Raw genomic sequence first — 14,768 nt, 5'->3', positions numbered from 1 at the left:
GGCGCTCAAGCCGCTTTCTTGTTTGGCGCCAGGCTGATACGGGCGGCGGCCGAGCTGTCGGACAGCGCGGCGAGGAACAGCAGCAGATAGGCGCCCAGTTCCAGCACTTCTTCGCCCAGCAGCGCGTAGGCGTCCGGCATGCCGTGGAAGACCTTCTTGTCGAAGGGCCAGCCGGCGACCATCAGCAAGCCGCCGATGGCCGTCAGGATGGTGATGCGCATGCTGAAAATCTGCGGCGCCTGGGCAAACACCTTGCGGGCGCGCGGCGCGAAGAAGATCAGTACGCGTATCAGGATCAGCAGCTCGACCACGCGCAGGGCCTTTTCCAGCTGCGCCCACGCGGGCGCCGTGCCGAACTGGTCGATATCGAGTTCGCGCAGCAGGAAGCCGAACAGCAGCGCCGACAAGCCGGCATGCATGAGGAAACGCAGGGACTGGCGGTCGGGCTCCTGCCACGCGCGCGCGCCGTGCACCGTGCAGGCCAGGGCCAGGAACAGCGCCTGCAGCCATTCCAGCAAGTGGTTTTCATCGTCGATATTCGGAAACACCGTCCACAGGGCGATGGAGGCAAGCATGCTGAACAGCACAGCGCTGGCGACGCCGGCATTGCTGCGGCTGAGCGAAGTCAGGGCTTCGCGCACGGAAGAGAAATTCATTGTTGATTGTGACGGCTCAAGTTGCGCGGCGCGGTATTGCAGCCTGCGGGCGCAGCTTTTTTCGGGGAGATTGCCGGGGGCGGTTCCCGTCAGCGGGGAAGCCGCGCAGCAAGCGCTATGGCGGGGCGAAGCGTGATTTTCTTGCTATCACGCAACAACTTCTCGAGAAAAGATGCGTGAGCATCGTATCATGTTTCGCCGAAAGACGTCAGTTACTGACTTTAAAGTCGGTAAAATACGGTGTATTTATTCAAGCATGGCGCGCCACAATGGCGGCCTCTTCGTCGATGGCCTGGTGCGCGCGCGCGGCCATGGCGTCGCCCAGCATCACCAGCACGGGGCCGTGGGTGTCGCCCAGACCGTGCGCGAGGGCGCTCAGCGGCAGGCGCACGATGCGCTGGTCCGGGCGGCTGCAGTTTTCAATCATCACCACGGGCGTGTCAAAGCGCCGGCCCTGGGCCAGCAAGCGCTGCGCCGTGGCGATGGCTTCGCGCCCGCCCATGTATTGCACGAGGGTATCGCAGTCGGGAATGCGCGTCTGGTCCGGCTCGCCCGGCGCCGTGCTGGACGTGAAGAAGGCGACGCTGCGCGACACGCCCCGCTTTGTCAGCGGCTGCTGCGTGGCGGCCGCGGCAGCGAGCGCCGTGGTAATGCCGGGCACCACTTCGACGGCGATGCCCGCTTCTTCCAGCGCCCGCAGTTCCTCGTCGGCGCGGCCGAACAGCATGGGGTCGCCCCCTTTCAGTCGCACCACGACGGCGTGCTTGCGCGCGTGGTCGACCAGTTGCTTGTTGATGAACGCCTGCGCCGTCGACAGCTGGCCGCAGCGCTTGCCGACCAGGATTTTTTGCGCCTGCGGGCACAGCTCCAGCATCTCTTCGGTGACCAGCGCGTCGTGCAGCACGACGTCCGCTTGCGCCAGCAGGCGCGCGCCGCGCAAGGTCATCAGATCTTGCGCACCGGGGCCGGCGCCGATCAGGTAAACCTTGCCGGGGAGAGATGGGGAGCTGTTCATATGGCTGCCTTTCCTGGACGATGCGGGGTTAGAGTCGGACCATGCCGGCCGCAACCGTCTGGTGGGTCACTTCATCGATCAGGATAAACGCGCCCGTGGCGCGGATATCGGCATACGCATCGGCCGCCAGCGCCTGCTGCACGTTCAGGCTGATGCGGGCGATATCGTTCAGCTTCAAGCCATCGGCCGGGTGGCGCTGCTGCGTGTTGATATCGAGAATGGACTCGATCGCCGTTACCTTGGCCGCCGTCTGCTTCGTGCCGTGCTTGATCCAGTACTTGCGGCGCAGGTCCAGCGCGTCTTCCGACAGCCAGCACACGTCGGCCACCACCTGTTTCAGCAGGGTGGCAGGGCGTTCGCTGCTGGCCAGCAAGTCGCCGCGCGAGATATCGAGGTATTCATTGAGCAGCAGGGTCACGGACTGGCCCACCACGGCCGTCGGCAGCGAGCCGTCCAGGGTGACGATATCCTTGACGGTGGCCGTCTGGCCGGACGGCTGCACCACCAGGGTGTCGCCGATGCTGACCTTGCCCGCCTCGATGCGGCCCATGTAGCCGCGGAAATCATTGGCTTCGTGGCCGTTGTGGCGCGCCACCAGCTGCACGGGGAAGCGGAAGGGCGCGTCGTGCGATTCGTCGTAGACGGACAGCGATTCGAGCAGTTCGATCAGGGTGGGGCCCGTGTACCAGCCCAGCTTGTCGCCCCGTTCGACGACGTTGTCGCCCGTGAGTGCCGACAGGGGGATCGGCGTGATGTCCTTCAGGCCCAGCGACTGGGCGAATTCGCGGTAGGCGGCGACGATGCGGTTGTACACCGTTTCATCGTAGTCGACCAGGTCCATCTTGTTGACGGCGACGACCACGTGCTCGATCTGCAGCAAGTGGGCGATGGTCGAGTGGCGTTTGGTCTGGATCAGCAGTTCCACGCTGCCGTCGTCGCCCAGTTTCACCTTCGACACGTCGATCAGGATGATGACGGCGTCGGCCGTGGATGCGCCCGTGACCATGTTGCGCGTGTATTGCTCGTGGCCGGGCGTATCGGCGATGATGAATTTGCGCTTCGGCGTGGCAAAGTAACGGTAGGCCACGTCGATGGTGATGCCTTGCTCGCGTTCCGCTTCCAGGCCGTCCGTCAGCAGGGACAGGTCGACCGTGTCGCCCACCGTGCGCTTGTGCTTGGAGCGCGACATGGCGTCGAGCTGGTCGGCGAAGATGCCCTTGCTGTCGAACAGCAGGCGGCCGATCAGCGTGCTCTTGCCGTCATCGACGGAACCGGCCGTGATAAAACGCAACATGCCGCGTTCGACGCTGTCGGTGAGATTGGTGTTCTGGATTGCTGCGTTCATTAGAAATACCCTGCTTTCTTGCGTTTTTCCATCGAGGCTTCGGAAGTCTGGTCATCCATGCGGGTGGCGCCCCGTTCCGTGATTTGCGTGATTGCCGTTTCGGCGATGATGGCGTCCACCGTGGCCGCATCGGACGACACGGGGCAGGTGCACGAGATATCGCCCACCGTGCGGAAGCGCACGACTTGCGTTTCCACCGTCTCGCCTTCGCGCGGCGGCGTCAGGTCCGTCAGCGGCACCAGCAGGCCGTTGCGCGGAATCACCTGGCGTTCGTGCGCGAAGTAGATCGGCGGCAATTCCAGCTGCTCACGGGCGATGTATTGCCATACGTCCAGCTCCGTCCAGTTCGAGATGGGAAACACGCGCATGTTTTCGCCGGGATGCACGCGGGTGTTATACAGGTCCCACAATTCCGGACGCTGGGCTTTCGGATCCCAGGCGCCGAATTCGTCGCGGAACGAAAAGATGCGTTCCTTGGCGCGGGCCTTTTCTTCATCGCGGCGGGCGCCGCCGATGCAGGCGTCAAAACCGTGTTCGGCGATGGTTTCCAGCAAGGTCACGGCTTGCGCCGCATTGCGCGAATCCGTGGCCGGGTTGCGCAGGCGCACGGTACCGCGCTTGATCGAATCTTCGACGGAACCGACGATCAGGCGTTCGCCCAGTTCTGCCACTTTCTTGTCGCGGAAAGTGATGACTTCCGGGAAGTTGTGGCCCGTGTCGATATGCACGAGGGGAAATGGAAACTTGCCTGGGCGGAAGGCCTTTTCGGCCAGGCGCAGCAGGACGACGGAATCCTTGCCGCCGGAAAACAGCAGGGCGGGGTTGGCCGATTCGGCCGCCACTTCGCGCATGATGTGAATGGCTTCCGACTCAAGGCTGTCGAGGTGGCGCTGGTTCAAAATATTGCTCATATGGAGTGCTTTCTTGTTCTGCTGCGTCTGTTATGTCTGTTCAGGCAGCCACGGATTTGATGCGTATGAGTTTGCCGTCCACCATGTGCAGGCCGCATTCCTTGGAATCGGGATTTTCCCACCACCAGCGCCCGGCCCGGACATCTTCGCCCGGCTGGACGGCCCGCGTGCACGGTTCGCAGCCGATGGACGGGTAGCCCTGGTCGTGCAGCGCATTGTAGGGCACGTCGTTGGCGCGGATATAGTCCCACACGTCCTGCTCGGACCAGTCGGCCAGCGGATTGAATTTCGTCATCGCGTGCGCCGCATCGTCTTCCTGCACGTGCAGTTCGGCGCGCGTGGTGGACTGCGCGCGGCGCTGGCCCGTCACCCAGGCCTTGTTGCCGGCCAGGGCGCGGCCCAGCGGCTCGACCTTGCGGATGCGGCAGCATTCGCGGCGCATCTCGACGCTGTCATAAAAGGCGTTCAGGCCATGCTGTTCCACGTAGGCGGCCACGGCTTCCGGCTGCGGGCGGTACAGGGTGATGTCGTGGCCGTAGCGGGCTTTCACCTTGTCGAGCACGGCCAGGGTTTCCTGGTGCAACCGGCCCGTTTCCAGAGAAAAGATGCCGATCGGCAGCTTCGCTTTGAGAATCATGTCGGTCAACACCATGTCTTCGGCTGCCAGGCTGGACGCGAACACGGCCGGCGAAAAGTCCGCGGCGATGCGTGTCAGCGTTTGCTCGGTGGCGTGTATCAAAGAAGTCAAATCGCTCATGACAATTCCTCAGATGCCGGCCGCGTTGTCGAGGTCGGGATTCTGGCCTTCGCGGTGGTGGCGGCGGAACAGCGGCGACTTCTGGTCCCACGACGCCTGGTAGGTTTCCGAAAACACGGACAGGCCTTTCAAGGCGTCATGGATGCTGCGGTCCGGCCGCGTCGCATACGCATCGAAGCCGACCCTGTGCATGGAAAACAGCTGGTCGCGCAGCACGTCGCCGATGGCCCGCAATTCACCCTGGAAACCGAGGCGGGCGCGCAGGTTGAAGGCGATGGAATAGCCGCGGCCATCCGTGAATTTCGGGAAGTCCACGCCGATGACGGGCAGTTGCGCCACGTCGGCCGCCAGTTCTTCCGGGCGCTCGTCGCTGGCCAGCCAGACGCCGATGTCGGGCAGGCGGGCGGCCAGGGCCTCGCGCTGGGCTTGCCACACGGGCAGGGGCACGATGACCTTGCCGGCGGGTACGACCACCGTTTCCGGCGTCTCGTTTTCATCGAGGCGCAGCAAGCCCCAGGTATTCGGCACCACGGCGGCGTTCTTGATGATTTCTTCGCGTACTTCAAACATATTCGTCTTCTCCCACCAGGTTGCCGACCGTGATCGGCGTTGCATATACGTGTTCCTTGAACGGCGCCAGGCCCAGGCGCTGGGCCGTGTCGACGAAGCGCTCGCCTTCATGGCGTTCGCGCACGTAGACGTGCAGCAGGCGGCCGATGACTTCAGGCATCTGCAGGGAGGAGAACGATGGTCCGATGATCTTGCCGATGGCGGCGTTGTTGCCTTGCGCGCCGCCGATCGACACTTGATACCATTCGCTGCCATCCTTGTCGACGCCGAGGATGCCGATGCTGCCCACGTGATGGTGGCCGCAGGCATTGATGCAGCCGGAAATATTCAGTTCGATCTCGCCGATGTCGTGCTGGAAGTCGATGCTGTCGAAGCGTTCCGCGATGGCAGCCGCGATCGGCAAGGACTTGGCGTTGGCCAGCGAGCAGAAATCGCCGCCGGGGCAGCAGATCATGTCGGTCAGCAAGCCGATGTTCGGCGTGGCCAGGCCGTGCGCCTTGGCTTCCTGCCACAGTTTAAAGAGTTTCGATTGCTCCACGTCGGCCAGCACCAGGTTCTGTTCATGCGTCACGCGCAGCTCGCCAAAGCTGTAGCGGTCGGCCAGATCGGCCACGAAGTCGATCTGCTCGGCCGTCGCGTCGCCGGGCGGCACGCCCGTTTTCTTCAAGGACAGCACCACGGCCACGTAGCCGGGACGCTGGTGCGGCTTGACGTTGCGCGCCAGCCAGTTCACATACGCCTTGTTGTCCGCGTGCTCCGCCTGGTAGTCGAGTTCCGGCAGGGCAAGGTAGGCGGGCGGATTGAAGAAGTCCGCCACGCGCTGCATTTCCTCTGCCGTCAAGGTTTCCGGGCCATCTTTCAGATCGACCCACTCTTCTTCCACCTGGCGCGTGAATTCTTCCACGCCGATGGCTTTGAGCAAGATCTTGATGCGCGCCTTGTATTTGTTGTCGCGGCGGCCGTGCAGGTTGTACACGCGCATGATGGCCTGGATGTAGGTCAGCAAATGCTGCCACGGTAAAAATTCGCGCACCACGCTGCCCAGAATCGGCGTGCGGCCCATGCCGCCACCGGCCATCACCTTGAAGCCCACTTCGCCGGCTGCGTTGCGCACGGCCGTCAAGCCGATGTCGTGCACGGCGATGGCGGCGCGGTCTTCCTCGGCGCCATTGATGGCGACCTTGAACTTGCGGGGCAGGGCGATGAATTCGGGGTGGAAGGTGCTCCACTGGCGCAATACTTCCGCGTACGGGCGCGGATCGATGATTTCATCGGCGGCGACGCCGGCATACGGGTCCGATGTTGTATTGCGGATACAGTTACCGGAGGTCTGGATCGCGTGCATTTCCACGGACGCCAGGTCCGTCAGGATATCGGGTGTCTGCTCCAGCTCGATCCAGTTGAACTGGATGTTCTGGCGCGTGGTGAAGTGACCATAGCCGCGGTCATACTTGCGCGCGATGTGCGCGAACATGCGCATCTGCTTCGACGACAGCAAGCCGTAGGGCACGGCGATGCGCAGCATGTAGGCGTGGCGTTGCATGTACAGGCCGTTTTGCAGGCGCAGCGGAATGAATTCCTCTTCCGTCAGTTCATTGGCGATACGGCGCGCAACCTGGTCTCGGTACTGGGCGATGCGTTCTTTGATGATGAGGTGGTCGTACTGATCGTAATGGTACATATCAATTCCTAAAAAAGCCGGGGTGCTGGAAGATTGCCTGGGATTATGTTCTTGATACTGTTCGTGTCACATGGTCGGTCAATTAATAGATTAGCTTTACTGCCACGCCGGTCAAGGTCATCGCCAGCAAGACTCTCAAAAACTTTTCCGGCACGGAGCGGGCCACCCAGGAGCCGAGCGTGATGCCGGGCAGGGAGCCGACCAGCAAGGAAGCCAGCAATTCCCAGTGGATGGAACCGAGCCACCAGTGGCCCAGGGCGGCGATGGCCGTCAGGGGTACGGCGTAGGCGATGTCGGTGCCCGCCACTTCGGCTGAGCTCATGCGTGGATACAGCATCACCAGCAGGGTGGCGCCGATGGCGCCGGCGCCAATCGACGACACCGTTACCAGCACGCCCAGCACGGCGCCGGAAAAAATGGTCGCGGCGGCAAGCTTGTTGCCTTGTAATTGTTTTTCAGGGTGGGCATTGATCCAGGCCAGCATGCGGCCCTTGAAGATCAGCGCCACGACGGTCAGCAGCACGGAAGCTGCGATGGAATAGCGGATGATCTGGCCGATCTCCGGCGACAGGGTGCCGAACGATTTCAGCGCCAGGGTCGAGACGACGGCAGCGGGCAGGGCGCCGATGCACAGGCGCTTGACGATATCCCAGCGGATGGTGCCGCGCAGGCGGTGCGTCAGGGTGCCGGCGCTCTTGGTGATCGAGGCGAAGGCCAGGTCCGTGCCGACGGCCACGGAGGGCGGCACGCCAAACAGCAGGGTTAACAGCGGCGTCATCAGCGAACCGCCGCCCACACCGGTCATTCCTACGAGTAATCCTACGGCAAATCCTGAGACTATATAAGACAAAGTCATGCTTTCACCCCCAAAGTACCCGCAATAGTAATAAACTTGGCGTTTAATCCAAACTACTTAGTACGCATTTGCTTATATGCGATATGCGTATATGCATGAACGCAAAATCATGGGTGGGGCGGAAACTCGGCAAATCACGGCAATCTAGGGCAAACCAGCAATGAATCTCCATCAACTGCGCTTCGTGCGCGAAGCGGTCCGGCAGAATTACAACCTGACGGACGCCGCCAAGGCCTTGTTTACGTCGCAGCCGGGCGTATCGAAGGCCATTATCGAGCTGGAAGAAGAACTGGGCGTGGATATCTTTACGCGCCACGGCAAACGCATCCGCGGCTTGACGGAGCCGGGCCGCCTGGTGCTGGAGTCCGTCGAGCTGATCATGCAGGAAATCGACAGCATGAAGCGCATCGGCAAGGAATTCGCGGCGCAGGACAGCGGCAGCTTCACCATTGCCACCACGCATACGCAGGCGCGCTACACCTTGCCCAAGGTGGTGCAAGCTTTCATGCTGAAGTTCCCCAAGGTACGATTGTCTTTACTGCAAGGCAATCCGCGCCAGATCGCCGAGATGGTGCAGCGCGACCAGGCCGACCTGGCCATCGCCACGGAATCGATCGCCGCCATCGATGGCCTGATCACCTTGCCCTGCTATCAATGGGAGCACGTGGTGGTGGTGCCGGTTGACCATCCGCTGCTCAAATCGAAGTCCGTGACCCTGGAAGAAATCGCCGCCTTCCCCCTGATTACCTATGACAGCGCGTTTGCCGGACGCAACAAAATCGACCACGCTTTCGTGCTGCGGGGCTTGAAGCCGGACATCTTGCTCGAGGCCATCGATGCGGACGTGATCAAGACTTATGTCGAGTTGGGCATGGGGATTGGTATCATAGCGGGTATGGCCTTCGATGCCGAGCGCGACAAAGGCTTGCGCGCCATCCCTGTCGGCCACCTGTTCGGCATGAATGTGTCGCGCGTGGCCGTCAAGCAGGGCGCGTATTTGCGCAGCTATATCTATACCTTTATCGAGTTGCTGACGCCGACCCTGAATCGCAAGCTCATCGAGCAGGCGATGAGCGGTGATAAAGAGCACTACGAACTATAACAATGCATGAAGTCGGCCGGGCGATGTGCCTGGCCAAGATTATTTAAGAAGAGAAGAAACAATGATTACCGATCAGCTTGCCAAATATTACGCCACCATCGCGCAGCAGTACGAGCGCGTCTATGACAAGCCCGAACGCCAGGAAGACCTGGAAGTGTTGCGCGACAAGGTCGCCGACGTGCTGGAAGGCCACACCGTGCTGGAACTGGCTTGCGGCACCGGCTACTGGACGGAAGTGGTCGCCGAATCGGCCGAATCCGTGCTGGCCACCGATATCAACGATGAAATGCTGGCGCTGGCCCAGGCGCGCGGCTTGCCAGACAACGTCACGTTCGCCAAGCTCGACGCCTTTAACCTGCCCGATGACTTGCTGGGCAAGTTCACGGCCGTGTTTGCCGGCTTCTGGTGGTCGCACGTCAAGCGCGAAGACCAGGACAAGTATCTGAAGCAATTGCGCAGCAAGCTGGGCAAGGACATCCTGCTGGTGCTGATCGACAATTCCTATGTCGATGGCAGCAGCACCGTGATCGCGCGCACTGACCTGGAAGGCAATACCCACCAGTTCCGCACGACGGAGGGGGGCGAGCGCTATGAAGTGCTGAAGAATTTCCCGTCGGATAGCCATCTGCGCAAGAAGTTTGCCCACTCGGCCCGTGAAATCCGCATGAAACGCCTGGAATACTACTGGCTGCTGAGCTGCCGCCTGAAGTAAGGCCGGAACGACAATATGAACCGCCTTCGGGCGGTTTTTTTTCGCCTGTTGTTTTTAGGTAACACGGTGTTGTGCCAAAAAGCAACATCTTGTCGATGTCATATTGTTGAAGTATTTGATGGGCATGATTCGGTTCAGCAGCTAAGCAGCAACACTCTTGTCCAACCTAATGTAGAGAATCTCAAGTGAAAAAAATTACTCTGGCAGCATTGATCATCGGCACCTTCGCGGCAGCTACGGCGCAAGCACAATCGAACGTCACCGTGTACGGCCTGGTTGACCTCGGTATCGCCAAGACCACTGGCCAGCCGACCGTCGAACGCGAAAACAATGCATCGCGCCTCGGTTTCAAGGGTACGGAAGATTTGGGTGGCGGCCTGTCCGCAATTTTCAACCTGGAAAGTGAATTCCTGGCCGACACCGGCGCGCAAAAAGGCGTGTTGTTCGACCGTCAAGCGTATGTGGGCTTGAAAGGCGCTTTCGGTACCGCCATCCTGGGCCGCACCAAGAACCTGGTCGATGGCACCATCGCCCGCGTCGACCCATTCAATACCTACGGCGTGGTTGGCAAGAACAATGAAACCCTGCTGCGTTCGGGCGTCGGCTCGTCGCGCGTGAACAACGCCGTGACCTACAACAGCCCAAGCTTTGAAGGTTTCGTGGGCAGCCTGCAATACGTGCTGAGCGAAGTCAACAGCGCTGACGCTGGCGTGATCGGCCTGGCAACCTACGACAATGGCCCGATCAGCCTGCACGCCGGCTACGAAAAAGCCGTGCAAGCAACGGCAACGTCCGCCAAGGCTGACCTGTGGTCCATCGGTGGCGGCTATAAATTCGGCCCAGCCAAGATCACGGCTGCCTACTCGAAAGGCGACACCAAGGTGGCAACCACCGGCGAATTCAAGTCCTACCTGATCGGCCTGAACTACACGGTTGGCGGCGGCGATGCCAAAGTGTCGTATGGCAAGCAAGAGCAAAGCAACAACAAGTTCAAGGATCAGGACACCATCAAGGAATTCGGCGTCGGTTACGACTACCACCTGTCGAAGCGCACCGACGTGTACGCTTACGCCGGCCGCGAGCGCGTGAAATCGCTGACCTCGTACCAGGTTGGTATCGCACACAAATTCTAAGCATCGCTTGATGTGAGGGATGACAAGGGCGCCTGCGGGCGCCTTTCTTATTGCATCGCCGCGGCGGCCGCCTCCGCATGCATGGGCAGCGAGATTTCGATGCGCGTGCCGCCCAGTTCGCTATCGGCGCCGATATGGATGCTGCCGTTCAAGCCCCACACCCGTTCGCGCATGCCCAGCAGTCCCAGTGCCGTGGCTTTTTCCAGGTCGTGTTCGGCAATGCCGCGGCCGTCATCCTGGATGGTGATCGCCAGCGAGGAATCGATGCGGTGCAGGGCGATGGTGATGTGGTTCGCTTCGGCATGGCGTGCGATATTCGTCAGCGCCTCTTGCACTATGCGGTAGATGGCCGTGCTGCGCGCATCGTCGAGCACGAGGTCGGCCTCGTCGGCCAGCAAGTCGAAATGGATGGCGCGGCGCAACAGGAAATCGTGGCGCAGTTTTTGCAGCGCGAAATACAAGCCCCCTTCATCGAGCGCGCGCGGACGCAGGTTGCTGGCGATGCGCCGCAGCGAAGTGATGGCCGTCACCAGCAAGCCGTCCATGCTATGCAGCAAGGCCTGCAGGGGCACGGTGGTATCCGTGTGCTGGCGCACGAGGGTCAGGTCGACGCGCAAGGTGGCCAGCAACTGCCCCAGGTCGTCATGCAGTTCGCGCGCGATATGCTTGCGCTCTTCTTCGCGGATGGATTGCAGCGCGCTCGACAATTCACGCAATTGCGAAAAGGAGCGGGCCAGCTGTTCATGCATCTGCTGGCGCGCACTGATGTCGCGCACGATGATGGTAAACACGCTATGGCCGTCTTCCTGCATGCTGGACAGCGAGCCTTCGAGGGGGAACATGGCGCCATCGTTGCGCCGTCCCGTCAGGGTGTAGTCGGTGGCGCGCCGGCCCGTCAGGCGCAGCTCCTGGCTGATATCGCCGAACGGCGGATCGCCATCCTGCTTGCCCAGGCCGCCCAGGGTGCGCAAGTCGCGCAGAATGTAGTGACCCAGGCGCATGCCGCGCATGCCGGCCGGCGTGTCATCGAATAACCTGGCTGCCGCCGCGTTCGCATGCAGGATGATTTGTTCGCTGTTGATGCTGATGATGGCGTCGCTGGCGTTGTCGATGATGGCCTGGCCACGCGCCTGCCGTTGCCGGCGGGCTTTCAACGGAGGAAACAAACACAGCAAAAGCGCCGCCGCCATGCCCAGCGGCAGGATGCGCAGCAGTGCGGGACTGCCTCGGTCGGGCATGGGTATCTCCTTGCGAACGTGTACGAAGGCAGGCAAGACAGCGATGGCGGGCAGGACTTTATCTAAGTAAATAGCCTATGCCTGCTGGGACGGCGCGGCTTGATGTGGCGCAGGAAGGGGAGTGGACGAGATCAAGACGCCGCGCCGGCATGGGCCGGGCGGCGGCGGACTTACATTTGCTTGAACAGGTGCAAGAAGCTGCGGCTCACTTCGAGCTTGTCGGATTTGCCTTTGATGAGCACCAGGTGGCGTCCGCGGATGTCGCGCGTCACGCCTTCGATGGCATTCACGTTGACGAGGGTGGCGCGGTGGATTTGCCAGAACAGCGAAGGGTCGAGCTCTTCGGCCAGGTCGCGCACGGGCTTGCGGATCAGCGCCTCATACTTGGCGGTCTGCACGCAGGTGTATTTCTCGTCGGAGCGGAAAAATAAAATCTCTTCCACGGGAATCATGCGCAAGTCCTGGCCGATGCTGGCCTGTATCCATTGCAGGTAGGTGGGCTTGGCCGTGATTTTCTCCGCCAGCTGCGACAGCATGGCCGTGACGCTGCTGTTGACATCGAGGGCCGGCTTGTTCAAGTGCGTTTTCAGGCGCTCCACCGTCACCAGCAAGCGCTCATGCTCGGGCGGCTTGAGCACATAATCGACGGCGCCCCGCTCGAACGCTTCCACGGCGTGGGTATCGTAGGCCGTGACAAAGACAATATGCGTCTTGCTGCCAATCACTTGCGCCGCTTCCATGCCCGTCTTGCCCGGCATGCGGATATCGAGGAAAGCAAAATCGGGTTTGAGTTGTTCCACCAGTTCGATCGCTTCGTCGCCATTCTTGGCTTCGCCGATGATTTCCAGTTCGGGCCAGGCCTGGCCCAGGCGCAGGCGCAGCTGGTCGCGCATCAGTCTTTCGTCGTCGGCAATAATAGCGGTAGGCATAGGTCTCAAGTGTGAACAGGCGAAGATTGATTATTCAATGATTTAGCGTTTTTATCAACTGTCTTATTTGGGCAGCTTATTTGGACAGTTGATATGGCACTTCGATCACGGCGCACACGCCGCTGGGCTGGTTGGGTGTGATCGTCAGGCTGCCCTGGTCGCCATGCAGCAGTTTCAAGCGTTCGCGGATGGTGGGCAAGCCCAGGCCCGTGCCATCGCTGGGCACTACGCCAAAGCCCAGGCCGTCATCGGTGACGGTGACGCGCAGCTTGCTGTGCGCCACTTCGGCCACGATGCGCAGGGTGCCGCCTTCCGGCTTGACTTCCAGGCCGTGCTTGATGGCATTTTCCACCATCGATTGCAGCATCATGGGAGGGAAGGCGGCACTGCGCAGGCCGTCGGGAATCTGGAAATCGACGGTCAGGCGTTCTTCCATGCGCATTTTCAGCAGGTTCAGATACGCTTGCACCATGTCCGCTTCACGGCCCAGGTTGGTGATCAGGGCGTTGTCGCGCATTTGCGGCAGCACGGCGCGCAGATACTGGATCAGGCTGCGCTGCATCTTGGCGGCGCGAGGCGGATCGACCTGGATCAGGTGTTCGACGGAGGCAAGCGTGTTGAACAGGAAGTGCGGCTCGACTTGCGCCTGCATCATCTGCATCTTCGCTTCGCTGAGCTGGCGCTGCATGGATTCGCGCTCGGCTGCCTCGTTTGCCGTGACGGTTTCCGCTTCTGCACGTTTCTTGCCGCCCACCAGGGCCTTCATGGCGAACAGGGCCAGGACCAGCAGGGACACAAAGCTCTTGAACCAGGTCGAGGCTTGCTGGTGATAGCGCGACACTTTTTGTTCTGCGGCATCATCGACCGCTTCTTCTATGGCATTCGACAACTCTTCACCGATTTGTGGCGGCAATTCAATATGGACTTCTTCCCCAGAAGCATTCGTGGTCACTGGATAGCTGGGTTTGGCGGGGGCGGCCGGCGGTTCCGGTGGCGCCGGCGGCGCGGTATTTGCGTGCTCATCCGTCTCGGCGGCATCGGCCAGCTCGCTGGCCGCATCTGCCGTGCTGCTGCGCCGGTTCTTGCTGTTGCGGGGATTGAAATGGATGCCCGTATCGTCGATCAGGATATTGGTTTCGCCCGAGCCCTTGCTGCTGCGCTTGTGCGACTTGATGACGACTTCTTCATCCGGGTTGGACGAGAACAGCTCATCTTGCAAGATGGAACCGGCGATCAGGGCCAGCGCGGCAAACAGGAAAAATTTCCACCAGGACAGCTGAGTGACCCAGGTCGTCGTCGCGTCGAATGCCCGTTGCAACCAAGCGAGGATGGTTTTCAACAATTGGGGCAGGCTGGAAATCGGAAGCATGGGGGCACTTTCAAGTACAAGAGTTAATCGACGCAGCGGGCAAGTTTAACCGCTTGTTGAGCCGCGTCAGAGTCTGATGTTGCCACTGTGCCTAAAGACTACGAACTACGCCAGCCGATTGCGACAGGCTGCACAAAAAGGCGCTTGAAGTGAAGACTATGCTTGCTGGGCGGTGGGACGGGGGTAGTATAAAAATAGCCCTTGCGGCGGCGCGGCACCTTGGCTATAATTCGCCCCCTCGTTGAACGACGCATGCAAATGCCGAGTGAGACGAGAAAAAGAAGGAGTTGACGGACGTAGCAAATTGCTTCATACTCTTCCTTCTTCGCAGCTGGCAAACACAACGCTTTGTCGATAGCGCGAAAGCAGTAACCGAATACAGTTCTTTAACAATTAACAGTCGATAAGTGTGGGCATTTGATGTAAGTGCAGCGCTGCGTAAGCAGCGTCAAACTTAAAATATCAAATGTTCACAAGAAATAATGAAATAGGAT

Annotated in this window: 14 protein-coding genes; 3 read left to right on the top strand and 11 right to left on the bottom strand. The window is 60.8% G+C overall.

Annotated elements, in window-relative coordinates:
- Positions 1-5: 5 nt before the first annotated feature.
- The 8 genes from VPH41_RS27740 to VPH41_RS27705 form a co-directional block, all read right to left on the bottom strand.
- Positions 6-656 (bottom strand): hypothetical protein, encoded by a 651-nt coding sequence (locus VPH41_RS27740; RefSeq protein WP_328572190.1) that lies wholly within the window; start codon positions 654-656, stop codon positions 6-8.
- Between the two features lie 250 nt (positions 657-906).
- The gene (cobA, locus tag VPH41_RS27735; RefSeq protein WP_328572189.1) at positions 907-1,671 is read right to left on the bottom strand and encodes a uroporphyrinogen-III C-methyltransferase; all 765 of its coding nucleotides are present in this window, start codon (positions 1,669-1,671) and stop codon (positions 907-909) included.
- Between the two features lie 28 nt (positions 1,672-1,699).
- On the bottom strand, positions 1,700-3,016 hold the full coding sequence (locus tag VPH41_RS27730) for a sulfate adenylyltransferase subunit 1 (RefSeq protein WP_287779444.1): 1,317 nt from the start codon (positions 3,014-3,016) through the stop codon (positions 1,700-1,702).
- Positions 3,016-3,927, bottom strand: coding sequence for a sulfate adenylyltransferase subunit CysD (gene cysD, locus VPH41_RS27725; RefSeq protein WP_034782216.1), 912 nt, complete (start codon positions 3,925-3,927; stop codon positions 3,016-3,018). The genes VPH41_RS27730 and cysD overlap by 1 nt, the downstream gene beginning before the upstream one ends.
- Before the next feature lie 40 nt (positions 3,928-3,967).
- The gene (locus tag VPH41_RS27720) at positions 3,968-4,684 is read right to left on the bottom strand and encodes a phosphoadenylyl-sulfate reductase (protein ID WP_328572188.1); all 717 of its coding nucleotides are present in this window, start codon (positions 4,682-4,684) and stop codon (positions 3,968-3,970) included.
- Between the two features lie 9 nt (positions 4,685-4,693).
- A complete protein-coding gene (locus tag VPH41_RS27715) occupies positions 4,694-5,254 on the bottom strand; it encodes a DUF934 domain-containing protein (RefSeq protein ID WP_328572187.1) in 561 nt (186 codons plus the stop codon).
- The gene (locus VPH41_RS27710; RefSeq protein WP_328572186.1) at positions 5,247-6,935 is read right to left on the bottom strand and encodes a nitrite/sulfite reductase; all 1,689 of its coding nucleotides are present in this window, start codon (positions 6,933-6,935) and stop codon (positions 5,247-5,249) included. The genes VPH41_RS27715 and VPH41_RS27710 overlap by 8 nt, the downstream gene beginning before the upstream one ends.
- Before the next feature lie 82 nt (positions 6,936-7,017).
- Positions 7,018-7,791 (bottom strand): sulfite exporter TauE/SafE family protein, encoded by a 774-nt coding sequence (locus VPH41_RS27705; RefSeq protein ID WP_152284750.1) that lies wholly within the window; start codon positions 7,789-7,791, stop codon positions 7,018-7,020.
- Between the two features lie 160 nt (positions 7,792-7,951).
- Here VPH41_RS27705 and VPH41_RS27700 point away from each other — a divergent pair, with 160 nt between their 5' ends.
- From VPH41_RS27700 to VPH41_RS27690, 3 genes are all read left to right on the top strand, one after another.
- On the top strand, positions 7,952-8,893 hold the full coding sequence (locus VPH41_RS27700) for a CysB family HTH-type transcriptional regulator (protein ID WP_034751505.1): 942 nt from the start codon (positions 7,952-7,954) through the stop codon (positions 8,891-8,893).
- Between the two features lie 61 nt (positions 8,894-8,954).
- Entirely contained in the window at positions 8,955-9,605 is a 651-nt protein-coding gene (locus VPH41_RS27695) for a class I SAM-dependent methyltransferase (protein ID WP_099665030.1), read from the top strand.
- A 185-nt stretch (positions 9,606-9,790) separates the two neighbouring features.
- Positions 9,791-10,738, top strand: coding sequence for a porin (locus tag VPH41_RS27690; RefSeq protein ID WP_152284751.1), 948 nt, complete (start codon positions 9,791-9,793; stop codon positions 10,736-10,738).
- A gap of 47 nt (positions 10,739-10,785) precedes the next feature.
- On the opposite strand, the gene VPH41_RS27685 is transcribed toward VPH41_RS27690, so the two are convergent.
- The 3 genes from VPH41_RS27685 to VPH41_RS27675 form a co-directional block, all read right to left on the bottom strand.
- Entirely contained in the window at positions 10,786-11,976 is a 1,191-nt protein-coding gene (locus VPH41_RS27685) for a PAS domain-containing sensor histidine kinase (protein ID WP_152284752.1), read from the bottom strand.
- A 170-nt stretch (positions 11,977-12,146) separates the two neighbouring features.
- Positions 12,147-12,905, bottom strand: a complete 759-nt coding sequence (locus VPH41_RS27680) for a LytR/AlgR family response regulator transcription factor (protein WP_101480230.1) — start codon at positions 12,903-12,905, stop codon at positions 12,147-12,149.
- Positions 12,906-12,981: 76 nt separating this feature from the next.
- Positions 12,982-14,274: a sensor histidine kinase gene (locus VPH41_RS27675; RefSeq protein WP_328572185.1), complete on the bottom strand. Its 1,293-nt coding sequence runs from the start codon at positions 14,272-14,274 to the stop codon at positions 12,982-12,984.
- Positions 14,275-14,768: the final 494 nt, after the last annotated feature.

The sequence above is a fragment of the Janthinobacterium sp. P210006 genome (assembly GCF_036231885.1).
In the GTDB taxonomy this organism is placed as follows: Bacteria; Pseudomonadota; Gammaproteobacteria; order Burkholderiales; family Burkholderiaceae_D; genus Janthinobacterium; species Janthinobacterium violaceinigrum.
The sequence above is the reverse complement of the archived record's forward strand: the minus strand, read 5'-3'. Positions and strand labels throughout refer to the sequence as shown.